This is a genomic window from Arenibacter troitsensis, assembly GCF_900177645.1.
GTDB classification, from domain to species: domain Bacteria; phylum Bacteroidota; class Bacteroidia; order Flavobacteriales; family Flavobacteriaceae; genus Arenibacter; species Arenibacter troitsensis.
The window spans coordinates 63,102-88,978 of record NZ_FXAO01000002.1; the positions used below are offsets into that span (position 1 = coordinate 63,102).

General features: G+C 38.4%; 26 protein-coding genes. 19 read left to right on the top strand and 7 right to left on the bottom strand.

Annotation, left to right across the window (positions count from 1 at the left end):
• Positions 1-16: 16 nt before the first annotated feature.
• The 14 genes from B9Y87_RS04925 to B9Y87_RS04990 all read left to right on the top strand — a co-directional run bounded on the left by B9Y87_RS04925 (position 17) and on the right by B9Y87_RS04990 (position 14,759).
• Positions 17-1,252, top strand: coding sequence for an MDR family MFS transporter (locus tag B9Y87_RS04925; RefSeq protein ID WP_085496804.1), 1,236 nt, complete (start codon positions 17-19; stop codon positions 1,250-1,252).
• A 543-nt stretch (positions 1,253-1,795) separates the two neighbouring features.
• On the top strand, positions 1,796-2,785 hold the full coding sequence (locus B9Y87_RS04930; RefSeq protein ID WP_139827166.1) for a hypothetical protein: 990 nt from the start codon (positions 1,796-1,798) through the stop codon (positions 2,783-2,785).
• Between the two features lie 119 nt (positions 2,786-2,904).
• Complete coding sequence (locus B9Y87_RS04935; RefSeq protein ID WP_085496807.1) at positions 2,905-3,465, top strand: DUF4256 domain-containing protein; 561 nt, start codon at positions 2,905-2,907, stop codon at positions 3,463-3,465.
• A gap of 179 nt (positions 3,466-3,644) precedes the next feature.
• Positions 3,645-4,814, top strand: a complete 1,170-nt coding sequence (locus B9Y87_RS04940) for a Gfo/Idh/MocA family protein (protein WP_085496809.1) — start codon at positions 3,645-3,647, stop codon at positions 4,812-4,814.
• 32 nt (positions 4,815-4,846) lie between these two features.
• Positions 4,847-5,248, top strand: a complete 402-nt coding sequence (locus B9Y87_RS04945; RefSeq protein WP_085496811.1) for an ACT domain-containing protein — start codon at positions 4,847-4,849, stop codon at positions 5,246-5,248.
• A 245-nt stretch (positions 5,249-5,493) separates the two neighbouring features.
• Positions 5,494-6,606: a glycoside hydrolase family 88/105 protein gene (locus B9Y87_RS04950; RefSeq protein WP_085497521.1), complete on the top strand. Its 1,113-nt coding sequence runs from the start codon at positions 5,494-5,496 to the stop codon at positions 6,604-6,606.
• 125 nt (positions 6,607-6,731) lie between these two features.
• A complete protein-coding gene (locus B9Y87_RS04955) occupies positions 6,732-7,847 on the top strand; it encodes a DUF2914 domain-containing protein (protein ID WP_085496813.1) in 1,116 nt (371 codons plus the stop codon).
• A 369-nt stretch (positions 7,848-8,216) separates the two neighbouring features.
• Positions 8,217-8,744: a sigma-70 family RNA polymerase sigma factor gene (locus B9Y87_RS04960; protein WP_317045112.1), complete on the top strand. Its 528-nt coding sequence runs from the start codon at positions 8,217-8,219 to the stop codon at positions 8,742-8,744.
• Positions 8,745-8,860: 116 nt separating this feature from the next.
• Positions 8,861-9,556, top strand: a complete 696-nt coding sequence (locus B9Y87_RS04965) for a VOC family protein (protein ID WP_085496814.1) — start codon at positions 8,861-8,863, stop codon at positions 9,554-9,556.
• 7 nt (positions 9,557-9,563) lie between these two features.
• Entirely contained in the window at positions 9,564-9,770 is a 207-nt protein-coding gene (locus tag B9Y87_RS04970) for a hypothetical protein (RefSeq protein WP_085496816.1), read from the top strand.
• A 110-nt stretch (positions 9,771-9,880) separates the two neighbouring features.
• Positions 9,881-10,690, top strand: a complete 810-nt coding sequence (locus B9Y87_RS04975) for an amidohydrolase family protein (protein WP_085496818.1) — start codon at positions 9,881-9,883, stop codon at positions 10,688-10,690.
• A gap of 317 nt (positions 10,691-11,007) precedes the next feature.
• Positions 11,008-13,185, top strand: a complete 2,178-nt coding sequence (locus B9Y87_RS04980; RefSeq protein ID WP_085496820.1) for an amino acid permease — start codon at positions 11,008-11,010, stop codon at positions 13,183-13,185.
• 178 nt (positions 13,186-13,363) lie between these two features.
• A complete protein-coding gene (locus B9Y87_RS04985; RefSeq protein WP_085496822.1) occupies positions 13,364-13,786 on the top strand; it encodes a DoxX family protein in 423 nt (140 codons plus the stop codon).
• Between the two features lie 61 nt (positions 13,787-13,847).
• Positions 13,848-14,759 (top strand): metallophosphoesterase, encoded by a 912-nt coding sequence (locus B9Y87_RS04990; RefSeq protein WP_085496823.1) that lies wholly within the window; start codon positions 13,848-13,850, stop codon positions 14,757-14,759.
• A gap of 141 nt (positions 14,760-14,900) precedes the next feature.
• Here the strand turns inward: B9Y87_RS04990 and B9Y87_RS04995 are convergent, their stop codons facing one another.
• Positions 14,901-15,380 (bottom strand): Dps family protein, encoded by a 480-nt coding sequence (locus B9Y87_RS04995; protein WP_085496825.1) that lies wholly within the window; start codon positions 15,378-15,380, stop codon positions 14,901-14,903.
• A 303-nt stretch (positions 15,381-15,683) separates the two neighbouring features.
• Here B9Y87_RS04995 and B9Y87_RS05000 point away from each other — a divergent pair, with 303 nt between their 5' ends.
• From B9Y87_RS05000 to B9Y87_RS05015, 4 genes are all read left to right on the top strand, one after another.
• Entirely contained in the window at positions 15,684-16,928 is a 1,245-nt protein-coding gene (locus tag B9Y87_RS05000; protein ID WP_085496827.1) for an efflux RND transporter periplasmic adaptor subunit, read from the top strand.
• A gap of 4 nt (positions 16,929-16,932) precedes the next feature.
• Positions 16,933-18,303 (top strand): ABC transporter permease, encoded by a 1,371-nt coding sequence (locus B9Y87_RS05005; protein ID WP_085496829.1) that lies wholly within the window; start codon positions 16,933-16,935, stop codon positions 18,301-18,303.
• Positions 18,304-18,369: 66 nt separating this feature from the next.
• The gene (locus B9Y87_RS05010; RefSeq protein WP_085496831.1) at positions 18,370-19,830 is read left to right on the top strand and encodes a TolC family protein; all 1,461 of its coding nucleotides are present in this window, start codon (positions 18,370-18,372) and stop codon (positions 19,828-19,830) included.
• A 138-nt stretch (positions 19,831-19,968) separates the two neighbouring features.
• Positions 19,969-20,907 (top strand): LysR substrate-binding domain-containing protein, encoded by a 939-nt coding sequence (locus B9Y87_RS05015; RefSeq protein ID WP_072861823.1) that lies wholly within the window; start codon positions 19,969-19,971, stop codon positions 20,905-20,907.
• Here B9Y87_RS05015 and B9Y87_RS05020 read toward each other — a convergent pair whose 3' ends face one another.
• Entirely contained in the window at positions 20,908-21,303 is a 396-nt protein-coding gene (locus B9Y87_RS05020) for a lipocalin family protein (protein ID WP_085496833.1), read from the bottom strand. It lies immediately after the preceding gene.
• A 143-nt stretch (positions 21,304-21,446) separates the two neighbouring features.
• Positions 21,447-21,644 (bottom strand): hypothetical protein, encoded by a 198-nt coding sequence (locus B9Y87_RS05025; RefSeq protein ID WP_031443636.1) that lies wholly within the window; start codon positions 21,642-21,644, stop codon positions 21,447-21,449.
• 87 nt (positions 21,645-21,731) lie between these two features.
• On the opposite strand from B9Y87_RS05025, the gene B9Y87_RS05030 reads away from it, so the two are divergent.
• Positions 21,732-23,060, top strand: coding sequence for a D-alanyl-D-alanine carboxypeptidase/D-alanyl-D-alanine-endopeptidase (locus tag B9Y87_RS05030; RefSeq protein WP_245808650.1), 1,329 nt, complete (start codon positions 21,732-21,734; stop codon positions 23,058-23,060).
• Here the strand turns inward: B9Y87_RS05030 and B9Y87_RS05035 are convergent.
• The 4 genes from B9Y87_RS05035 to B9Y87_RS05050 all read right to left on the bottom strand — a co-directional run bounded on the left by B9Y87_RS05035 (position 23,054) and on the right by B9Y87_RS05050 (position 25,791).
• On the bottom strand, positions 23,054-23,563 hold the full coding sequence (locus B9Y87_RS05035; protein WP_085496835.1) for a peptide-methionine (S)-S-oxide reductase: 510 nt from the start codon (positions 23,561-23,563) through the stop codon (positions 23,054-23,056). The two genes, B9Y87_RS05030 and B9Y87_RS05035, sit on opposite strands and share 7 nt — an antisense overlap.
• A 15-nt stretch (positions 23,564-23,578) precedes the next feature.
• The gene (gene nudK, locus B9Y87_RS05040; RefSeq protein ID WP_085496837.1) at positions 23,579-24,169 is read right to left on the bottom strand and encodes a GDP-mannose pyrophosphatase NudK; all 591 of its coding nucleotides are present in this window, start codon (positions 24,167-24,169) and stop codon (positions 23,579-23,581) included.
• A 122-nt stretch (positions 24,170-24,291) separates the two neighbouring features.
• Complete coding sequence (locus B9Y87_RS05045) at positions 24,292-24,945, bottom strand: DUF2461 domain-containing protein (protein WP_085496838.1); 654 nt, start codon at positions 24,943-24,945, stop codon at positions 24,292-24,294.
• A gap of 48 nt (positions 24,946-24,993) precedes the next feature.
• Positions 24,994-25,791 carry a TIGR00266 family protein gene (locus tag B9Y87_RS05050; protein WP_085496840.1) on the bottom strand — a complete coding sequence of 266 codons (798 nt, stop codon included), beginning with the start codon at positions 25,789-25,791 and terminating at the stop codon, positions 24,994-24,996.
• Between the last annotated feature and the right edge of the window lie 86 nt (positions 25,792-25,877).

Sequence of the window (25,877 nt, forward strand, 5' to 3'; positions counted from 1 at the left end):
AAAATGAATGCTATAAATGAAAAAATTGGTATCCAGTTATTTTAATACTTTTAATGGCCTTTCCAAGGAAGTATGGTGGCTGGCTTTGATTACATTAATCAATAGGGCCGGTACCATGGTTATACCATTTCTTTCCCTATACCTTACCCAAAGTTTAAACTTTAGTCTTACGGAAGTGGGCTGGGTCATGGCACTCTTTGGCTTGGGATCGGTGATCGGCTCTTGGTTGGGAGGAAAATTAACGGACAGAATAGGCTATTATAAGGTTATGGTAATTAGCCTAATGGCTTCAGGCATTTCTTTTATCTTCTTACAGTACATAACATCATTTGTTGGTTTTTGCATCGGAGTCTTAATCCTAATGGCCATTGCCGATATGTTCCGTCCGGCCATGTTTGTGGCATTAAGTTCCTATAGCAAACCAGAAAACAGAACTCGCTCCATAACGCTGATCAGATTGGCGATTAATTTAGGGTTTTCTGCAGGACCAGCCCTAGGAGGCCTTATAATTTTTACCCTAGGTTACGGGGGATTGTTTTGGATAGATGGCATTACCTGTTTTGTAGCCGGAATTTTATTATTGCAAATTCTTAATCCTAGAAAAGCTAAAGCAATTGAACAATTGAAGGTTATAAATCCCACCAGAGGCTATACCGATAAGGCCTATATGATTCTCTTGGTGGCAATGACATTATTTGGCCTAGCATTTTTTCAATTATTATCTACCCTTCCCATATTTTATAAAGATGTTCACCATTTAACGGAGGCCGAGATTGGTCTACTTCTCGGTTTAAACGGCTTTCTTATATTTATTTTCGAGATGCCTCTGATCAAATGGTTGGAAGGCAGTAAAAATAACATGTCCAAACTCATCCTCATTGGGGTATTATTAACGGCATTGAGCTTCATTGTTATCAATCTTTCCGGATGGATCGGTGCCCTAATTATAGGAATGGTTTTTATGACCTTTGGAGAAATGATCGTATTTCCATTCTCGAATTCCTTGGCCCTAAATAGATCCATAAAAGGAAATCAAGGACAATACATGGCCTATTACTCCATATCCTTTTCCATAGCCCATATTTTTGGACACAGCATAGGTATGAACTTAGTGGCTAATTTGGGATATAAGTACACCTGGTATATTGTTTCCCTTTTGGCCCTATTAAGTGCGGCATTTATGCTATACCTAATGCATTTTTTAAAGAGGGAAAAAGTAGCTGCAACCGGTTCCATGAGAAGTATTGGATAGACTGTCTAACGTCCGTGTGCAATTAATACCTAATTGCTAGCAAATTTTGAACAAATTGGCTGCGGGACAGCTTCCTTCACCACCTGTAAATCTCCGCACTATATCACCACTATACCTTTGGGACAATGCTTTTGAACAAAATCATTGAAAATGCCGATTTTGACTTTACCCTAAAGTATTTCAAACAAAATATTGTTATAATTAATTTCTATTTAAGATTTGGATGGAAGTCGATATCAGAAGATATTTCAATTAAAAGGAAGTATATTCTATCTAAGTACCTCATTTCCAAATAACGATTTTAAAAGGCGCCAATAATTAGGTGCTTCTCCCAAAAGCCTGAAGTCCGTAATCGTTACAAAAAACTATGGTCTTTTACTTGGAACACCTAAACGGTCTAAAAAATAAATCCATTAAAAACCATAGCATATAAGATTTTCCGAAATTATGATAATTAGTATATTTATCAAGTAATCAGTCATATAATCCAGACCTTACGTCTATAAACAATAAAAATATCACATGTGTAAAGATAATTACCTTATGCGGATTTTATTCCTTGGTGCCCTTCTTGTTATTTTTTCTTCCTTTAACCACTCAATAGACCCTTCTGAAAAGGAAGGCAGCCAACCGCAATCATTGGTATTCAATACCGATGGGATGTACAATGCCGAGTTCTTCGATTATATATTTAGAGGCCATTTTGAAAATATTGAATTAAAACGTGAGGACATGCGATTCCTTATGATTTTTGAACAATACCTCAGAGCCTTTGGAAGGCAATGTCCAAGTTACCTGCCAGATAACAAGGTAGAGATTATGGAACAGGTCTGTGCTGTAGAAGAGGTTTCCAAAAATATATATGGAGATGTGCTTAGCAGGGTTTGTGTTGAATATGAATGGGTAGGTACCGGCATTTACGCACGTCCCGATCTTTATAATGCAAAAATTGAGGTTGAAAATATCCAAAGAGCCGACGCTGTACGTACCACAATGGAGATGATCTTGGACCCAAATGCTATGGGCAATTCCGTTGATTTAATGCATCAGGCCAAGGGTCTTCAAAATGATATGCTACAAATTTTTGAGATCAACAACTGTAATAGTCCAGGAGTTCGAAGGTTTGAAGAGAACCTTAAATTGTTTGCCCTGAACAAACCTTCCATTCGTATGGACGGTAGCAGCAAATACGCTGCCATGAAAAAAACTGGAGGACCTGCGGGAGCCCAAAATTACAATAAGTTGATAGATGACCTGGTAGCCAATCAATCGAAAACCTGGTCGTTCAATCGCTATACTCCAGGAAGTATTTCGGCTGTTTCCATACTGTCCAAGGACAGTGAAGGAAGACCTAAGTCGATCAAGGCCAATTATAGTTATTCAGGTTTTGGTAGTGGTAGTCAAGGCTGGGTGCAAATCGACTTTGAGAAAGGGCTACCCAAATGTATTTATTTCTTTGACTTTCCCACTAACTGCAAAACTCCGAACAGTAGTATTGTGGCCTCGTATGCTCAGGGAGGTTACGGAAAATAGTTTTAATCCTAAGCTGTCCAAGATATCCTTACAATGATGAAAATGCGTTATTTTTATTCCACCTTAAGAAGGAGTTCACCGTCGCTTATAGCCAATGGCCCTTAAAACTTTGTCCATTCATGATAAAAAAGAAATTAACCACAAAAGAACAGACCACTTTCCTGGAAGTTTTAAAAGTCCGTTTTCACAAAAACCTGCATCGGCATAAAAGCCTTGATTGGAAGGCCATAGAAAATAAACTCATTGACAACCCAGCTAAACTTTGGGCACTTAACGAAATGGAAAAAACCGGTGGTGAACCAGATGTAGTGGATTTTGATGAAGCAAGTGGTGATTACGTTTTTTTTGATTGCTCAGCTGAAAGTCCAGTAGGAAGAAGAAGTGCCTGCTATGATCAAGAGGCGCAAGAATCCAGAAAAAAATTCAAGCCCGAAGAAAATGCCTGTGACATGGCTTTAGCTATGGGAGTCCAAATAATGACCGAGGAAGACTATAGAAAGCTACAAAAACTTGGGAAATTTGATACAAAAACCTCTAGCTGGATACATACGCCTGCCGATATTAGACAACTTGGAGGAGCACTCTTTGCCGATTATAGGTATGGCCATGTATTTGTTTATCACAATGGAGCCGATTCCTATTATGCTGCCAGGGGATTCCGAGGAAAATTAAGAATCTAGTTGCAAATATTATCGTAAGCATTTTATGAAGAAGACAGCTTCCTAAAACAATGGGTTTAACTATTATAAATAATCTCCTATATATTAAAAAGAGGACATTTTAGTAGATTTTAGAACTCCCGCTTACTCGGATTAACTAAAGATTATTGCTATCTTACTCAACACTAAAACCATAACAGATGCCATCCAACAGACGTAAATTTCTTGGTCAATCCCTTGCTTCGGTAGCGGGAATAGCTGCCACTGCCATGATCCCGAACCACATATTTGGCCACAACTTACATAACACCTCGAGACCGGAAGAAATCATATTGCCAACCAATAATCCTTCCAGCATTAAAGAATCCATTAAATTTTCTGTAATTGGATTAAACCATGGCCATATTTATGGCATGGTAGACGCCTTACTTACTGGTGGCGGAAGTTTGGTGGCCGTTTATGCCAGAGAGCCCGAACTGTTGCAGCAGTTCACCAAACGCTACCCTAAGGTGAAAATCGCAAAAAGCGAAAATGAAATTATTGAGGACAATTCCATTCAGCTAGTGGCCAGCGCCGCCATTCCTGTAGAAAGGGCGCCAATTGGAATTCGTGTTATGAAGTCCGGAAAAGATTTTATGGCAGACAAGCCCGGCATACTTACTTTGGAACAATTTAACGAGGTAAAAAAAGTACAAAAGGAAACGAAACGCATTTATTCCATAATGTATAGTGAACGTTTAGGTAATCCGGCCTCCGTAAAAGCTGGAGAATTGGTGAGCGCCGGAGCCATTGGTAAAGTGGTGCAAACTATAGGACTGGGACCGCACCGAATGCGTCCTGAATCCCGTCCCGACTGGTTTTTCGACCCCAACATGGCAGGCGGCATTCTGTGCGACATAGGCTCGCACCAGTGTGACCAATTTCTATTTTATACCAACTCTAAACAGGCAGATGTAAATTTTTCCCAAATAGGGAATTTTAATAATACCCACAATCCCGAATATCAGGATTTCGGGGATATGAGCGTAAGAAGTCCCCATGCTACCGGCTACATTAGAATCGACTGGTTTACACCAGAGGGACTAGGTACTTGGGGAGACGGGCGTACCTTCATCCTGGGAACTGAAGGCTATATTGAAATGAGAAAATATATAGACATTGCAGGTCGCCAGGGAGGTAATCACCTATTTTTAGTGAATCAAAAGGAAACAAAATATTACGACTGTTCCAATATCTATATGCCCTATGGCGAACAGTTGGTAAACGATGTGGTACATCGTACGGAAACCGCCATGTCCCAAAACCATTGTTTCCTTGCTACGGAATTGGCGCTGACCGGACAAAAAATGGCACATAAGATCAATGTATAAACTACATCAATTATCACATTCAATTGGATTATATGAGTGGAGAAACCAACTTATACAAACTAATAAATGAAATGTCCCCTGTGTTGAATCAAGGGGAATACGTATTTTCTACGGTACAAAACTTGGATTTTATTGAAAGAAAGGATTCCATCTGTGAATTCAAGGAAAATGAAGGGACTACAATAGTAATCGAAAAGAACAAAGCAGACCAATTAAAGCTTCCCTATGAATATGTAGCCGCATGGATTACCTTAAAAATTCATTCCTCATTGGAGGCCGTAGGCCTTACCGCCGTGTTTTCAAATGCCTTGGCAAAAAACAATATAAGCTGTAATGTTATAGCCGGATATTATCACGACCATATTTTTGTAGATACAAAAGATTCGGAAAAGGCTATGCTCGTTTTAACCAACTTATCCAAGACCTTCAAATAACGTGCCCCCTTCCCCACTATTCCACATGTGAATGTCCGGATTCTATTTTTATCAATATTGCATTATTGTCACAATAATGCAATAATATTCATGTAATTAAAAAAATTTAACCGAATATTTATTATTATTGATAACTGTAACCATGGGCAATAGGTTTTCCGAATTATCAAAAGCATTTGGAAATGATAAATCGGAGACCTTTTATTGTTTTAACAATTAATCAACTTTATAAATTTATCCAAATAATGAAAAGAACAGCCATTTTTACATCACTTTTAATATTTGTATTTTCCTCCCTTACACGAGCCCAGGATATAAAGCCGACCGAAGTTAAAAAAGTCATGGAGAAAGTGGCCAATTGGCAGATAGACAATTACCAAGGGCTTTACAGCGGACATGATAAGCCACATCATCCATTGGACTGGACCAATGGTGCCTTGTATGTAGGAATGATAAAATGGGCCGCCATGGCGGAAACCGACAAATATTATGAGTGGCTTAAAGATATTGGACAAAAACATGAATGGCAATTGCACCGTAGAAAATACCATGCCGATGATCATACTGTTGGCCAGCTATATATTGATCTTTACAGGAAGTATCAGGACAAGGAAATGATAGAACCTACCAAGGAGCAGTTTAATTTTATCATGTACCATCCTTCATTAAGCTCTCTACATTGGAAGACTCCCTATCATCAGGATCGTTGGAATTGGTGCGATGCCCTTTTTATGTCTCCTCCGGTCTGGGCAAAGCTGTACAATGTTACCGGTGAAAAAAAATACCTCGATTTCATGATGACCGAATTTAAGGCCACTACCGATTTCCTGTTCGATAAAAAGGAAAACCTATACTATAGGGACGAGAGTTATATGGGCAAATTGGACAACGGTACCAAAATATTTTGGGCAAGGGGCAACGGCTGGGTATTTGCCGGACTCGTTAATGTCATGAACGAATTGGATCCAAAAAGCAAGGAGTACAAATATTTCCTGAATATATACAAAAAAATGGCTGCCAAATTACTAAATATCCAAACTCCCGAAGGGCACTGGGCCATGAGTCTATTGGGGCAGAAATATTATCCCACTCCAGAAACCAGTGGAACCGCTTTTTATGTTTACGGTTTGGCTTGGGGCTTAAACCAAGGAATATTGGATAAGACCACCTATACCCCTGCTGTACAAAAAGGATGGAACACTTTGTTGGGCCATGTTACCAGTGAAGGAATGTTGGGATATGTTCAGCCTATTGGAGCTGCACCTGGAAAGGCCTGGGCGGACAAAACGGAAGTATATGGCACAGGAGCCTTTCTTAGCGCCGGTTCTGAAGTTTATAAGTTGTACGGTGGAAAATAAGGCACCCGTAATTAAATCTTAAAAATTATTTTACCTTAATATTTCAAGTAGTAGAAGCAAAAACTTGTTGATACGGGTCATTGCAATGGCTTTTAATGCTATAAATTTATGTGCTTTACAATGCGATGAAAAGAAGTTTGGTCCAGTTCAGGAATAGCCGGTTACGGGGATTTATAAGAAAACATGAGAAATATGTTCCCATCCTATTTTTCATCGGCGGGTTTATTTTTGACACCCTTACCTTAGGACGCATAGATAGGCTATATGACCTTAGCGTACTGTGCCTGCACATGACCTCCTTAACCATTACACTTTACCTTTATAACCTAGCGGATGATGGCAAATGGAACAACACGTTACTAGAAAGGTTTAGGGAATATTATCCATTGGCCATACAATTTTTCTTCGGCGGACTTTCCAGTGCCTACGTGATCTATTACTCACGTAGCGTATCCATGTCCAAAACTGTTTTCTTCCTGATCATTCTTCTCGTCTTATTATTTGCCAATGAAATTTTAAAAAAAAGAATATCCAATAAGTACTTACAGTTCAGCGTATATTTCTTTATCAGTTTTACCTTTTTCACCTTTATGATTCCCGTGTTGATCAAGGAAATGAGCCCCGATATTTTTATACTCTCGGGTCTAATTAGTTTAATTAGCACCTTGGCACTAATTGCTATTATTTATCGTGCAAGTCCCAGCACAAGGTCCGAAATACATTTGGGCAAACTCATGGGAATAGTGATTTCCATTTACCTAATTATCAACTTATTCTATTTTTTCAGGCTTATCCCACCCGTACCCCTTGCCTTGAGCAACGGTATTGTTGCGCACCAGGTCAAGGTAGAAAACAACAACTACCTTGTTACCTATGAAACCGATGAATGGTACGTATTTTGGAGAAAGCACAGACTAAAATTTATTCAGAAGCCCAATGAAGATGTATATGTTTTTTCGTCCATATTTGCCCCGACCAGTTTAAAGAAATCGGTATTCCATCGCTGGAAATGGTATAATGATGCAACTCAGGAATGGGAAATTATTGAGGATATTGGCTATGACATTACTGGTGGCAGGGATGGCGGTTACCGCGGTTATACCTATAAGAACAATTTAGTTGAAGGCTTGTGGAAAGTGGAGGTACTTACCCAGGAAGAATTGGTTTTGGGCATAATAGATTTTGAGGTAATCACCAGTGTTACCTTGCAACCAAAGAGATTGATACAGAAAATATTCTGACTCTTGTTGTTACTATTTATGGCCGTATTACCAAAGAAAGTGCCCCACAGATAGAATAAATTTCTAGAGAACATTCCTGTAAAGAATATATTTTTTAAGCTTTATAAACCAGCATTTTTTCCACATATTGAAATAATGTGCAAAAAACATACATTTTTTTGTATCCTTTTGGGCAAGATTTGGTCTACTTAATAAACATAAAATCTTTTAACAATGAATAATTGTAAATGTACCCAATGCGAATGTACCAAATGTACGTGTGTAAACTGTTTGGAAAAAAACTGTCCATGCAGCAAATGCGATTGCACTAAATGTGAATGTTGTTAAAAAAAGGTTGGTCTTTTAAGGCCAACCTTGTATATTATATGTATGAAGATTGAAACGGCATACATTTGGAAAAAGCACCATACTGAAATCTACTTTTTTATTTTAAAAAAAGTGAAGGATGAAGAAGCTACAAGGGAAATAATCCAGAATGTCTTCCTAAAGATCCATCAAAATATTGCCTCCCTTAAAGATATTGCCAAAGTTAGGGCTTGGGTGTTTGCTATTGTTAGGAATGAAATAGCCAATCACTATAACTTAGCTTCTACTACTATACCCCTGGCTAATCATGAATTTTCACCCAATAACGATAGCTATCAGGGTTTCTGTTGTTTTGATCGTTTTGTAACCAATTTGCCCGAGCCGTATAAGGAAGTGGTGGAATTGGTGTACTTACAGGGCATGACCCAAATCCAAGTGGCAGAGGTGCTGAACATTAGCCTGGCCAACGTTAAAGCAAGAATTAGACGGGCCAAATCACTTCTTATCCATAATTTTAATACTTGCTGTAAATTTGAAATAAACAAAGATGGCAAGCTCGTTGGGGATTCCAATTGCAGTGTTTGTAATTAGAGCTCCCTATTTTCTATGGTCTCTATTACTGGATGAATGTTCAAGATTTGCTATCTTAGACAAAGCACAGATTTGATTTATAAGCAAATTATTTTGCTGGCTAAGATTACTAAATAATGAAGATCCAAGAACTTACCTTATATACTTCCAACATAGAAGGCCAATCCGAGTTTTACTCTCAAGTTTTGGGATTGAAAATAGTGAAGAAATCTCCGAAAAGTATTTCTGTTCAGGTTGGCAATACCTTACTCCATTTTGAATTTAAAAAAACAGCCACCCCATACCATTTCGCTATCAATATCCCAGCCAACAAAGCGGTAGAAGCATTGAATTGGCTTAAGTCCAGATGTTCTATATTGAAGGACGGCCAAGATGAGATTATCGATTTTAGGTCTTGGAATGCCAAAGCCATCTACTTCTATGATCTGGATCTAAATATTGTAGAATTCATAGCTCGTATAAACCTAAAAAATGATTCCGATAAAAAATTTGGACCGGAGCAATTTCTGGAAATATCCGAAATTGGAGTGCCTACAAGGGATATTGAAAATGTATTTAGTATCTTAAGTGATGTTATGGAAATTGAGATCTATGACGGAGGGTTTGAAAATTTTTGTGCCATTGGCGATGAAACCGGTTTGTTCATCTGCATTGACAGGGACCATAAAAAATGGTACCCTACCAACGATAAAGCCTTTGCATCCAACTTTCAACTAGCATTGCAGGAGAAAGGTAAACAGTACCATGTGGAGTTCAACAATGAAGGTATAAAGGTCGTTGGCCTTAATAATCCAAAAACCCAGAAAATATGATAAGCCAATGCGAAAAATAAACTATCCCCTGCTTTTAATTGTTGCCAGTACCACACTGATCATTGTGAATTTCATCAACTCTTGGGGCAAAATGGACTTTGGCTTTTGGAGCCGAATTATATCATTGATACTGCTGATTCTTGCCATGGTAATTACAATTTGCGAAACCAAAAAGAATCAGAAAAAAAATGGATATAAGAAGTCGGACAAATAAAAAAAGGTCCTAGTATATCATCTTTTTTGAATTCCAAAAAACAACCTGACACCTATTAAACCCTTTGAAAAAAATAATAAATATCCCTAAAGACATATTAAAACAAATTTATGATCATAGACGTACACACTCATATCAACAACTACCATGAAGACAGGGTAGTCTCCTTGGAAGAATGCCTAAACCTACTAACCGAAACCATGCAGGAAAATAAGGTAGATTATTCTTTGGTGCTTTCTTCCTATAAGGTAAACGAACATAGACCCAGTACCAAGAAGGTAGTGGAAGCTATTAGTGGACGGGACAATCTTGGTGTGGTTGCGGGCATCAGCTATTTAAATTACACGCACAGGGACTTAAGGGAAATAAGTGAATTTCTGGATGAGGGCCTAATTAAAGGCCTAAAACTTTACCCAGGCTATGAGCCCTTTTACCCCAATGACAAAAGGCTACAGGTGGTCTATGATATGGCGGTGGAATACGACATTCCCGTGATGTTTCATTCCGGGGACACCTATTCGCCTACGGGAAGGATCAAATACTCCCATCCTATCCACATAGATGATGTAGCCGTAGATTTTCCCGATCTTAAAATCGTCATCTGCCATGTAGGCAATCCTTGGATCAAGGACTGCATGGAAGTAGTGTACAAAAACAAAAATGTCTACAGCGATGTATCTGGCCTGGTACTGGGCAATTTCTCCTATAAGTTTGAAAGATTTATGAAAAATGAATTGGAGGAAATGATTACCTATGCCGGAAATCCGCAGTACCTATTATATGGGACCGACTGGCCCATTTCCAATATGCACTCCTATCTCAACTTTATGGAACAATTGGAACTTCCCGAAGAAAAAAAGGAGCTAATCCTATGGAAGAATGCTGCCGATCTCTTTAAAATCGATGTGTCCAAACTTTAAAGAAGACCCACAGGCATACTGTTCTAAGGTTATCTTAAAATCCAACCTTAACATTTGTAGATAACAAACCAGCACTTTATGGCATACCCATAAAAAATTACAGCGCATCACAAATGTTAAAACCAGACGACCGAATTTGTGCTAAATCAAAAATAAATGAATATCTTATAGGTAGGTAATCGCTTTAAGAGATCGCGCAATCATAAACTGCCAATAATTTTATTCATTTCCCTAAAGTGCAAATGGCATGTTCTAAATTGCTCTGATCTTTAAGGTGTTAAGTCCGTTCATTTCAGCCCTTTTAATAGAAAATAGGTATGGCCAAGAAAACGTTTGGGACCTTTGCTGGAGTCTTTACACCTACCACCCTAACCATATTGGGTGTTATTATGTATATACGTCAACCTTGGGTAGTTGGCAATGCAGGGGTTTTGGGAGCCTTGGGCATAGTTCTATTATCCGTCGCCATCACCTTAACGACGGCTCTTAGTCTATCTTCCATTACCACCAACATTAGAATAGGCAGTGGTGGTGCCTTTAGTTTAATTTCACAGTCCTTGGGACTGGAAATTGGAGGAGCTATAGGAATTCCCTTTTATTTTGCCCAATCCATAGCTGTTGCCATGTATATTTTTGGTTTCAGGGAAGGTTTACAAACATTAACCCCGGACATTAATCCATTAATACTGGATTTGGCCATTTTTGCCGTGGTAATGGGTATTGCCTTTATCAGTACCAGTTTCGCCTTTAAAATTCAATTCGTAATATTGGGCATCATTGTTTTATCCCTAGCTTCGATATACGGTGCCCTATTTGTAAATGAATTGAACTTTAATATTGAATGGATAGGACAATATCCTGGGTCTGTAGAAAATGATTTTAGCGGTTCTTCCTTTTGGATGGTATTTGCTGTCTTTTTCCCTGCGGTTACCGGGGTTATGGCGGGGGCAAACATGTCTGGCGATCTTACCAATCCAAGAAAAAGTATTACTGTAGGAACCATATCCTCCGTAATAATTACCACTTTAATATATATCAGCTTAATTTTTGTTGCAGCTGTAATCGCTTCCCCAGATGAATTGGCCAAAAATTATAATGTTTTTATAGACAAGGCCCTTTTTGGTCCCATTGTCCTAGCAGGACTTTTGGGTGCTACCCTGTCCTCTGCCTTGGGCTCGTTTGTAGGCGCTCCAAGGATATTATTGGCCTTGGGAGAAAAAAACATACTTCCAAAAAGCAAGGAACTCGCCAAAAAGTCGAAAAAAGGAGAGCCTGTAAATGCCATGTTGATTACTGCAGGTTTGGTACTATTTGGTATCTCGCTTCGAAATTTAAATACCATTGCCCCATTGCTTACCATGTTCTTCATGATTACCTATGCCATGGTAAACATAGTGGCACTGGTAGAACAGACTTTGGGATTGCCCAGTTACAGGCCTACCCTAAAAATTCCGATAATTATTCCAGCAATCGGGGCCTTCGGATCTATTGCCATTATGTTTGTATTAAACGTCATAGTAGCCTTATTTTCCTTGATTTTTATAGTGATATTCTATCTCTATCTGGTTAAAATGAACATTAAATCTGCAGCAGGGGACTCCAGGAGCGGTCTGTTTACAGCCTTGGCAGAATGGGCTACCAAAAAGACAAATAACCTAAGGCAGGAACGGGAAGTAAGATCATGGCGGCCCGATTTGTTGATTCCGGTCACCATGCCCAAAGAACTAAGAAGTTCCTTTAAGCTAATCCATTCCATTATTTACCCCAAAGGCTCCGTAAAGATATTGGCCCTTAGAAATGAAAATGAGACAGAACAGAAAAACATGGAAAATTTTCTTATAAACGCTGTAAAGAAATTTAAGGAGAGTGATCTGTCCGTTTCCTATTCCGTAATAGATAACACAGATTTCAATACTACGGTAAATGTAAGTATGCAATCCTTAAATGCTGCATTCTTTAAACCCAACATCATTTTCATAAGTATAGATACCGCCAATTCCAATTTGTCCTATTACAACAAACTAATAGCCGATACAAAAAAGAATAATTTTGGGATGATGATTTACATTCCTTTTGCCACGGCGAGTCTGGCCATTGAAAAAAGTATCAATTTGTGGATGACCAATATTCCGGCGGACTGGAAGGAAACCTTTAATGTAAATAACAACAACCTATCTGCCTTAACCTCCCTTCTCATATGCCGTAACTGGAAAGGCAATATTGATGTGCATATATTAAATAATAATCCTAATTTGATATTTGGTGAGAATGATATTGAAGACTTAAAGACAATGGTACGCTTCCCAAAACGAACCACTATCAAAATACACGAGGGAAATCTACTCGAAAACGTAGCCAAGGAAAAAAATGCGGATGTCAATATTTTTAATATAGAGCCTGGGGTGACCATTGATGACATGGTCAAAATTGTAAATGATTCCAGAATATCGGCCATTTTTTGTTCCGATTCCGATTTTGAAAATGTATTGGTATAGAAAAACCGACCACACTTTTTACAATAAGTCATACAGACATCACGCTCCAAAATGGAACCAAAATTGTTTGCCCTAACGCTGCCAATAGCTGTCACAGTGCTTAAATTGAAACCTTGAATTCTTTCTCATTTCACTAAAAATGAGTATCTTAGAATAGGTAACATTTAATACAACAATTATGGCAACAATTAAATCTTTAAACAAATGGGCCAATGCACATACTTATTATCCCTTGGATTTGTTAAGAGTTGCATTGGGAGTATTTCTTTTTTTGAAAGGAGTGGATTTTATGTCCAATCATCAACAAATGGCAGAAATCATTAAGCCCTTCCAAGATATTCCGGGAGGTATGTTGATTATGCACTATGTTGCGCCGGCACATTTTGTAGGTGGCTTTTTATTGGTAATAGGCTTATTGACCCGCTGGGCAGTAATAGCACAATTACCAATCCTTATTGGCGCAGTAATGGTGAATTTTTTGGGGGAAATGAATAGCAGAAATCTAGTTCTAGCTTCCATTATCTTATTGGCGTGTATATTCTTTATGTTCTATGGGTCTGGAAAACATTCCGCGGATTACTATTTAAAAATGCAGAAATAGGGAATTTAACACCGTATTTAATTTATATTTAATATATAATTGTTTACGGTTAAACCATATTATGCCTTACATCTATACCTCTTTAACAACTTTAAAGTCCGAAGTATATTATTGGATTTTAATACTAACTGTTTTATTATTTTTTTCCTGCCGGGATAGCAACGGTGCGGACTCCCATATGGATGATGTACCATCGGAAGAATTTACTTCTATCTCATTTACGGCTATTGGGGACGTACCTTACAACAACGAACAGCGCGATGGCTTGATCAATATTATATCAAGGCACAATGCCATTGATCCTTCAGAATTTGTTATCCATGTCGGGGACATAAAGCCAGGTGCCGCTGAATGTGATGAAACGGTCTACCAAGATGTTTCGGGCATATTAAAGACCTTCGAAGCGCCGACCTTTGTCGTTTTGGGAGACAATGAATATAATGACTGCACTGATCCTCAGCAAGGATTGGAATACTGGAACAAATACTTCCTTCATTTCAATGAAAATTGGACGTTTGAACCTACTGTCATCTATCAAACCGAGCGTACAGAAAACTTTAGTTGGACAGAGAGGAATGTACTATTTATAGGAGTTAATCTCGTAGGAAGTCAAGTTCATGACCCTGTGGAATGGCAAAACAGATTGACCCAAAATGGCCAATGGATTAAAAGGCTTTTGGAAGAACAAGTAAACAAGGTAGAGGCCACTGTAGTTTTTGGCCATGCCAACATAGTGGAAGCAGGTCCTGATAAATTTGAAACCTTTACGGATTTGTTTCGCGCTGCGGCCCTATCATTTGGGAAACCCATTCTACTGGTTCAGGGAGATGGGCATTTTTGGATCAAAAATAAACCCTGGCCAGAACAAAACATTACCAGGCTACAAATAGACGGAGGGGACTCGGCCGTAAAAATAACCGTAGATACCTCACTGGACTATCCCTTTTCCTTTGATAGAGACTTTTTGGACTAAACCAATCTAAACAAAAAATCATCCAGAATAGGGATTATTTTGGTATTTGATTTCCAAAACACTGTCCCTATCAAGGATGACCTATAACCTAATAATCCATCTACAGACTATTGGTGGTTACAAAAGTTCGATTTCTTTGGGTTAAATTTCCTCGGCCAACCAAGCCTTCATCATCCAGACGGTTTTTTCCTGTTCGGTAATGAACTCGCTCATCATTGCATTGGTACCCTCATCAGAGGCTTCGTCCGAAGCGTCCAAAATAGCCCTTTCTATTACCAACAACCGGCTAAGCGACTCTACTATTAAACGAATAGCGTCTTCATCCTTGGTAATATTTTTACCAACTGGCACCTTAGCATTCTCTATATAATCTTCAAAAGTGTGTAAAGGTACTCCACCCAAGGTTAAGATCCGCTCCGCTATTTCATCTACCTTTAAATTGGCATCGGTATATAATTCCTCAAATTTCACATGAAGGTCAAAAAATCTTTTCCCTTTTATATTCCAATGAATTCCTCTGAGATTTTGATAGTAGCGTTGAAAATTTGCCAATAATAGATTCAAATCCTTACTTAACGATTTTGATTTGGTAACATCCAAACCTATACTGTTTAATTGCATAATGTGTCTTTTTAGTTATACCTCTAAATTACGGTAATCTTAACCATTATAAAACATTACCATATTGATAGATTTTATGAATGTATAGTATAATACGATTGAAAAAAAGTAAGGTGTATCAATGGTATGATTCTTGATAATAATATTAATAATTTAACATAAATTTTTAAATAATATCCAAAAAACAACCCTTTTATAAAATTCTTTATGATTTATTAAGAAAACAATAACAAAATATTCTGTTGAATATTGAGGTACTAGCTTAAATTTGATTTACTCCCCCGTTAACTAAACCACCTAGTAATGAATAAAAAAAAACTACTCCTATTTGGCATCCCCATTGTTCTCATTCTTGTGGGTTACACCTTGTTCGGCAACACCGCCGATGAAGATGTAGCCATAACCACCAAAGTGGTAAAGGGCGATTTTGTAAATGAAGTAATTATTTCGGGAGAAGCCCAATCCACCAGTCTAAAAAAAATTAACGGTCCCGATGACATCCGAAAATTTAAATTACGCGATGTAAAAATCCAAGATCTTATTCCTGAAGGTTCCCTGGTTAAGGAAGGCGACTATGTAGGGCGATTGGATCCTTCGGAGGTGAACGAGCAGATTTTGGACGCACAATTAAACCTGGAAACAGCACAATCCAAATACACCCAAGAACAGCTGGACACTACCCTCACCTTAAAACAGGAACGGACTGCCATAAAGGATCTATTATTTGATATCCAAGAAAATAAGTTGGAACTCAAACAGTCCATCTATGAACCTCCCGCCACAATTAAAAAGTTGGAGATAAATATTGAGCGTCTGGAGCGCGATCTAAAAGAAAAGACCGAGGATTATAAAATTAAGGAACAAAAAGCCATGGCCAAGATGGTGGAGGTAGGTACCGAAGTGTCCAAAATTAGCAAAATGTTGGAGGAACTAAGAAATCTTCAAAAATCCTTCACCATCCATTCAGACGCCAATGGCATGGTAACTTACGCCAAAAACTGGGATGGCTCCAAAAGAAAAGTGGGGTCATCGATTAGTATGTGGGACCCCGCAATTGCAACCTTGCCCGACTTAACCAAAATGGAATCCAAGACCTATGCCAATGAGGTAGACATTAGAAAAATAAAAAAAGACCTTCCGGTTATTATTGGTTTTGACGCATTTCCAGATGTAACCGTAAAAGGAACCATCACCAACGTAGCCAATGTAGGGGAAGAAAAAAGAGGGTCCGATATTAAACTATTTCAGGTACTGGTAAACTTTGATGAAAACAATGAAAATGTTAGGCCTGGAATGACCACCTCCAACAGAATACTTATCCATAAGGAAGAGGAGGTCCTCATGGTGCCCTTGGAAGCTATATTCTCCCAAGATTCCATAAGTTTTGTCTACGCCAAATCCGGCCTATCCATTGATAAAAAAGAAATTGAGATGGGCGAATCCAACCTGGATGTAGTAATTATTAAAAAAGGTTTAAATGAGAATGATGTTGTTTATCTGAGTAAACCCGATGGACTGGAAGAAAAAGATATTCTGTCTATAAACTAGATTCATGATAGACAAAATACTTTTAGAACAGATTGTCTCCAATTTCAGGGAAGCTATACGCGTAGTGACAATCAACAAGGTTAGAACTTTTCTAACGGCATTGGGAATCATATTTGGCGTTGCTGCCGTAATAACCATGCTGTCTATAGGGAATGGAGCCGAAAAGGAAATATTGGCGCAACTGGAGTTGGTAGGGGTTAACAATATTGTCGTCACACCCATACCCGACGAGGAAGATGAAAACACCAGTGAAGAAGAGGAAGGTGCACAGGAAACTACCCGATTTTCAAAGGGATTGGATCTCTTGGATGTAGCTAGTATAACCAATAATATTCCCACTATTAAGGCTATTAGTCCGGAAATTATCCTAGAAACTTATGTGATCAATAAAGGAAGGCAAAATTCGGTGAAGTTAATAGGGGTTACCAATTCCTTTTTTGAGACTTCCAATATACATATTGGTAAAGGCAGTAATTTCTCCGAAGAACATATTACAAATGCCGCTTCGGTCTGTATTATTGGTGAGAAAGTGGAAAAGAAATTGTTTCCAGGTGAAAGCGCCATTGGCAAACAAATTAAGGTAAAGGACGTTTGGCTCAAGGTAATTGGAATTATAGAGGAAAAACTTATTTCGGAAAAAGCTCAGGAAAACCTTGGTATTAGGGATTTGAATCAAGATATATATGTTCCCGTAAAGACCTTTTTGGTCAGATACAAGGACAGAAAGATCATTTCGGACGAACCTCTCGATTTTAGCGGAGGAGGTATGATCATTATTGGTGGTGCCAATAATGGGCCCAAAAAGAGAATACCTAGGGGCAATTACCATCAATTGGATAAATTAACGGTCCAGGTAAACAATTCCAATGAGCTAAAATCAACCGCAGAAGTATTGAGCAAACTTCTTAAACGAAAACACAATGATGTGTTGGATTTTGAAATAACCATTCCTATACAATTGCTAAAACAGCAGCAAAAAACGAAACAGATATTCAATATTGTACTTAGTGTTATTGCAGGGATATCCCTTCTTATAGGGGGGATCGGCATCATGAATATTATGTTGGCCTCCGTTTTGGAACGCACCAAGGAAATAGGTATCATGAGAGCCATTGGCGCCACCAAACAAGATGTTATTTTGCAGTTTTTGTCCGAGTCCGTCCTTATAAGTCTGGGAGGAGGTATCATAGGTATAGTCTTGGGAGTTGTTGCATCCTACGGATTGGAAATGGCAACGGGCATAGAAACCATCCTCTCCTTAAACTCCATAATTCTATCGTTTTTTGTAGCCACTTTTATAGGGCTTGCATTTGGAGTACTACCGGCCAAATCTGCCGCCAACAAAAATCCAATTGAAGCCATAAGACGTGAATAGAAATGTTTTTAAAATAGCACCTATAACAATTGCCCTCCCCCATATTATCAATCAAAATAGTCCAAAATGAAAAAATGTATTTTGTTGTTATTCCTATGTTCAAATCTTTTTGTCCTGGGCCAGTCCAAAAAGCTAACACTAAGCGAGGCCATAGAAATGGCGAAGAAAAACTCCCCGGAATACCAAGCTGTCCTTAACCAATCCCAAGCCAGCTATTGGAGATACAGGACCTATATGGCCGAATTTTTGCCCCAATTTAGGTTAATTGCCACAGTTCCGGATTACTCCAATTCCATTCAAAGGATTACCAACGACGAGGGCCAGGATATTTTCGTAAATCAAAATCAGTCTAGAATTGATGGGCAACTTGCAATTACCCAGCAAGTACCGTTTACAGGTGGCGACTTTTCCCTAATTTCCCGATTACAACGAGTGGATCGTTATGGCGACATTGAATCCAGTAATTACTCACTAACACCATTCTCCATAAACTACTATCAGAATTCCCTGTTCTTCAATCCGTACAAATGGGACAGGCAAATAGAACCATTAAAATTTGAGGAATCAAAACGTGAATTCATAGAACGAATGGAAGATATTTCCTTAAGCAGTTGCCAGCGTTATTTTAGCCTTTTAACCGCGCAAATGAGATTAAGAAATTCCCAAAATAATTTGGCTACACAAGATACCTTATTGCAGATTGCCAAGGGAAGGTTTGAAATTGGAAAAATAGCGGAGAACGAATTGCTGCAAATGGAACTGGGACATCTAAATTCACAAAATGAAGTTACTACCAATACCATCTCCCTTAAAAGAACTTCCCAAAATTTGGCACGCTATCTGGAACTGGAGACAGAGGATATAGAACTTTTTATACCGGAGAAATTGGTAGACTTCGAGGTTAGCGTAGAAACCGCCCTGGATGAGGCTACCACTAACCGCAAATCCGTAATAGAGTTTAGACGGAGACGTTTGGAAGCAGAAAGAAACCTGGCCCAAATAAAGGGAACCAATAGATTGGAAATTAATGTGAATGCCAATTTTGGACTAAACAAACGAGCAGATGAATATGACGATCTGTTCCAAGATTTTGATAGACAACAAAATGTATCCGTATCCCTGGGCATACCAATTTTTGATTGGGGCGTATCCAAATCCAAAAGAAAAATGGGCGAGGCCGATCTTGGTCTGGTGGAAACAAATATTGAGCAAGAACAACAAGCCTTTGAACAGGAAATTTATCTGCACATATTAAACTGGTCCAGCAAGAGGGATTTTCTGGCCACTTCGGAAAAAGCAAAAGAGATTGCCATAAAGCGCTATCAAATTACTAAAGAAAGATATATACTGGGAAAAATCACTATTACGGACCTAAATCTGGCGCAGCAGGAAAAAGACAAGGCAGAACTGGAATACCTCAATTCCTTGCAAAATTTTTGGACGGATTACTATACCTTGAGAAAACTCACACTTTACGATTTTATCAACAACAAAAAAATTGAAGCCGAGAACATTATTATAGATTGAAAGCCAACGATATAAAGTTACAGACCCTACATTCACAATCCGGAATAATGGGCCGGTAAAAAGATTTTACAAGTAAGGGTAGATCTGCTTAGGTTTTGTTTATAGTTTTCCTAATTTTATGACTTTAAATAATACTTCATGACCATTACACAATTGCAATATGTACTAGCCGTTGCCGAGTACCAAAATTTTACCTTAGCGGCCGAAAAGAGCTTTGTTACCCAACCTACTTTGAGTATGCAGGTCCAAAAATTGGAAGACGAACTGGACATATTAATTTTCGACAGAGGCAAAAAGCCCATTACCATAACAGAAGTGGGAGCCAAAATAGTGGCCCAGGCAAAAAATATTGTCAATGAGGCCAACCGCATTAAGGATATAGTGGATCAGGAAAAGGGGTTTATAGGCGGTGAGTTTACTCTAGGCATTATCCCTACCATTATGCCCACCTTATTACCCATGTTCCTAAGGACCTTCATAAAAAAATACCCAAAGGTAAACCTGATCATTAAGGAGCAAAACACGGAAAATCTGATCCGTAATCTGCAAGACGGGCATATAGACGCCGCTATTGCCGCAACGCCATTGGAAATAGAATTTATTAAGGAACGTCCGCTATATTACGAACCATTTGTGGGGTATGTACCTCCCAATCATAGACTAGGACAAACATCTGAATTGGTTCCCGAAGATTTGGAAATTTCGGATGTGCTGCTATTACGGGACGGACATTGTTTTAGGGATGGCGTAATAAACTTGTGCAACGCCTCAAAAAACTATCAGGAAGAGCACTTTCAACTACAGAGCGGTAGCTTTGAAACATTGATCAACCTGTCCAATGAAGGATTGGGTATGACCCTCCTACCTTTCCTGAACACTATTGAACTGGATGATAAAAAGAAACAGAACCTTAAATTCTTTAAAAATCCGTCTCCTGCACGGGAAGTAAGTCTTATTTACCACAAAAGCGAGCTCAAAATACAAATTACAGAGGCATTATATGACGTTATTGCCAGTGTGGTCAGAGGCGCCATTGCTTTTCAGGATGTAAAAATTATTAGTCCGTTGAACAAATAATTATTCCATTTTTCGATATTTATAGGAACACTCCTCTATACAGCCAACATTGGATAGAATAAGTTGCCCTTCAGAAAAAGTCATATTAAAATGGGTCTCTATGGCATTATTTTCACAATGATATCGTAAAGTCAGTACACTTTCATTTGTACTGTAAATTCCGTTTACAATCCCACCACAAGCCTTTTCATTGTGGGTATAGGAACCATTGGCCTTAAATTCAAATATTGGTCCGTTCATTACGGTGGTCCAATTTTCAACAATATCGCCAGGGCTGATTTTGGTGGCTTCCAATTGCCATTTTCCTAAAAGTTCATTGGTAATTAAGGGTAAAGTATCCTCATCCTTTCCACAACTTAGAAGGAATAGGAAACAAAGGCAGGTAAATTGCTTCATAATATATAATATTGGGGGTCCGCCATTATATACGGTTGAATTAACCTAAAAAGTTGTCCTTAAAGTAAAAGCAGTTTTAACACAAAGTTCCCCAAATACAAATAAGCAAAAAAAACCACCTTGTATATAAAGGTGGCTTATATCTATGCTTTCAAATAAAGAAGGCTTTGTTGTAGTTCTGGTTTGTCATTAATAAATTGTTTTAACCAGAGTTTTAATTCTTCTATTTCAAATGGTAATAGTCTAGTCACTGCCTTTTCTAGTTCTTTGCAAAATAACTTTGTATCAAAACTAACCTTTTGCAGTACGGTTTTGGTGTACTCTAACATAGCTCTTGCCATATTTCAAAATAATTTTAGGTTGCTTGGACTAAGATAACCAATAAAAGGTATATATTATTGCCGTCTTTCAGTTAAATAATAGATAAAATGATGTTAAAGTCGATGAACGTACATTTTCAACAACTTTTTTTGATTAAAAAAAGGACTCTTGGACAACTGATTTTAGTTGGGACAGCAATAAGTCTAATAGGATGCAAAACTCTGAATAACAGTAAACTAAATAAGAAAATAGATCAACAGATAAGCTCTCCAACAACCAATAATTACTTTCAGGGTATATTAATTTATGATCCTGTAAAAAAGGATACCGTGTATAGCCATAATAGCCAAAAATATTTTACTCCGGCAAGCAATACCAAGATAATTACCTTGTATACTTCCCTTAAAACCCTGCCAGAAAAGATCCCTTCCCTAAAATATATTGTTAAAAATGATACTCTGTTTATGGAAGGTACTGGCGACCCGACTTTATTGCATCCTTATTTTCGTGACAGTACCGCAATAAAATTTGCCCAGAACTACAAGAACGTATCCATTTATATAAATAATTTTGAGGAAAGTAGGTATGGTCCTGGTTGGGCGTGGGAGGATTATGACCTGTATTTTAGTCCTGAAAGAAATGGTATTCCTTTATACGGAAATGTTGTAACCATTACCAATAATGATAGTTTGATAGTTAGCCCTACCCATTTTAAAAACCAAGTAGTGCCGATTAGTTATGGGGTAAATAGGGAATTGTACAGCAACACCTTTTATTATGACCCTCAGAAAAGGGATACTTTGGAGAGTCCTTTTATGATAGACAGCACCCTGACAAAAAGCCTATTGGAAGAAGCCCTCCATAAAAAGGTAACTATTGTACAGAAGATGCCGAATGCGGAAAAGCAAATATTGTACAGTGTTTCTTCAGATTCCCTATATAAAAGAATGATGGAAGTGAGTGATAATTTTCTCGCGGAACAATTATTAATTTTAAGCTCCTCTACCCTTTCGGATACCCTGAACAGTGCTAAGGCCAGAAACCATATATTGGATAATTATCTACAGGAACTTCAGCAACCACCAAGATGGGTTGACGGTTCCGGACTTTCCCGCTACAATTTGTTTACCCCTGGTACTATGGTCTATGTATTAAAAGAAATGTACCGGGAAATACCAAGGGAACGCTTGTTCAACTTTTTCCCGGTTGGAGGTCTCAGCGGGACTTTAAAGGGAAGGTTTAATGGTGATGACCGCCCCTATATATACGCCAAAACCGGATCACTTGGCAATAATTACTGCCTTAGTGGATATCTAATAACGCGGTCTGGAAAAACTTTAATATTTAGTTTTATGAACAACCATTTTACCAAAAGCAATAGTGAAGTAAAACAGCACATGGAATCTATTTTTGAATTGATCAGGGACAATTATTGATCCAAGACCTTAACATGATCTACCTGGTCCGCAAATTTCAACAATAACAACTTAAGCTTGGGGGCAATATGTGTTGTGCAAAAAGGCTTGTATGGATTTTTGAAGTAATAATTTTGAAATGCCTTATCGGAAATTCTAAATTCTTTGAACGGTAGGACTTTAGTTATCAAAGGACTTTCAAAAATCTCCTGAAATTTTTGTAGTGCCAAGGCGCACCTTTCATCATCCACAGTTTCAAAAGTATAAATGGCAGAGCGATATTTTTTCCGCATGCTATGATTGGAGGTCGATTTATGGGTATAAAGGTGTATCAAAATTAGATCTTCCAGACTTATGTTAATAGGGTCATAACGAACAATTACAGCTTCGGAAAAAGAAGACTCCTCCCCCTCGGAAGCTACAAAACCCTGTTCCACACTTATTATTCCCTTTAAAGAGTTATAGACGGCTTCGGTACACCAATGGCAGCCTCCACCGAAGCCAATTCTATGAATAGTTTCCATAATGGGTTGGTCGTTTTAGTTGATGGAAAATAACCCATTAATTTTAGCGTATTGCAGTAACATAATGGTCTTGGCATCCTTTATTTCACCAGTATGTATCATTTCCATAGCTTTTTCAAAGTCCAACTCCAAAACTTCAATATTTTCTGTCTCCTCCTCGGCACCTCCCCCCTCGCCTATCTTCATTTTTTCTTCATATGACCCAATAAAGAAATAAAGGATCTCGGTTACGGAGCCTGGCGACATATAGGACTCAAAAACTTTCTCTACTTTTTCCAATTTATAACCGGTCTCTTCCTCGGTTTCTTTTTTTATGCAATCTTCAGGATGGTCTCCATCCAGGAGTCCAGCGCAAACCTCGATCATCATCCCGGAGTCATTGCCATTTATATAGGTAGGCATCCGAAACTGTCGGGTAAGTATAACCGTTTTGTTCTTTTTGTTGTACAGTAAAATGGCAGCACCGTTTCCCCGATCATAGGCCTCTCGGGATTGGGTTTCCCAGCTACCGTCATCCCTCTGATATTCAAAGGTTAACTTTTCAAGTTTATACCAGTTATCGGACAACAACTCTTTTTTTATGTTTCTTACTTTTTTATTGTTCATATATGGGAAGTTCATGTTTTCATACAAATCTAGGGATTTTTAGACCCTTGGGAACGGTAAAAAATTAAGATTGATGGCGCCAATAGAAGTTATTTTTACTTGAGGTAAGATATAACCCTTCCTTAAACCGTAACGGCCTTATTCAAATACCTCCTAAAGGGGAGCATTTCCATATAAACTGAGAGTATTTTCTCCTTAAAATCGTCTTTTAATATTTCCTTATGTGCAAGGGGATGCATAACGGCGAAGGTTTTATGCCGTAACAATTCCACATGTGGATGATCTTTAGAAAATCCTTTGGGAGCATTCTTTAGTGTCCCATCCACAACCAATTCCCCAAAAGTGTGCTTAAAGGATTTTTTATTCAGAATCTTTTTAAACTCTTCTCCGTCGTAATCAATGGATTCGCGTATACTGCGCAAGGTTTTGGGATCTGGTCTCCAAAATCCGCCCGCCAACATGGATTGGCCAAGGCCTATCTCAATATAAAAATCGGCCGTATTGGGTGCCTTGTCCAAACCTGCCCCAAAATGGTCCTTATAAATGGGTTTATTGGGGTGGAACATCAGATTATTATTAATTCTATTTATTCCTATCTTCCCCGGTGTACTGTAATATTCGTTGTCTACAGCCCCAAGTGCCAGGTCCAATTCATCCAACCATGCTATATAATCATCCCTTACCTCCTTGTACCATTTTCGGTTTCCATCCATCCATTCCTTGGAATTGTTTTGGTTAAGCTCGGTTAGAAATTGAAAAAGGGAATTAAAATTCATTAGTGGGTTTAGGTGATCAAAAGTAAATATTAAGAGTTCTTGGTTACACTAAAATCGGTTATCCCCGTCCAATAGGTCGCCCAAACCGCCTAAAATACTTCCTTCACCCCTGTCCTTTCCTCCTCTTGGAATGGATGCCAATACCCTACCCGCCAATCTACTAAAGGGTAGTGACTGAATATATGCGGTACCGGGACCACGAAGGGTGGCATAAAAAAGCCCTTCTCCCCCAAAAATGGTGTTTTTGATTCCCCCTATAAATTCAATATCATAGTCCACATCCTTGGTAAATCCTATGATACAGCCTGTATCCACTTTTAAGGTTTCACCGGGACCTAGTACCTTTTTCGCCGTAGTTCCGCCCGCATGCACAAAGGCCATTCCGTCTCCCTCCAATTTTTGCATAATAAATCCTTCACCTCCAAATAGTCCTCTGCCCAATCTCTTGGAAAATTCAATTCCCACGGAAACGCCTTTTGCCGCACATAAAAAAGCATCCTTCTGACAAATAAATTTCCCCTGAAACTCACTAAGGTCTATCGGAATAATCTTTCCAGGGTATGGCGAGGCAAAGCTTACCTGCTTTTTACCATATCCTATGTTTAAAAATGCCGTCATAAAGAGACTTTCGCCCGTTAGCAATCGTTTTCCTGCCGAGAATAATTTTCCAAGGACTCCCGTATCCTGATTGGAACCATCACCAAAAATGGTATCCATTTTAATATCGGAATCCATCATCATAAAACTTCCTGCTTCGGCTACAACAGCTTCTTGTGGATCCAATTCTATTTCCACATATTGCATTTCCTCCCCGTAAATTACATAGTCTATTTCGTGTGCGTTCATACTATAACTTTAATATTTTGATTTATTTTCAGACCATAAGTACCAAAAACCATCATTTTGTTACAACGTTCCAAAGGTATATTGGC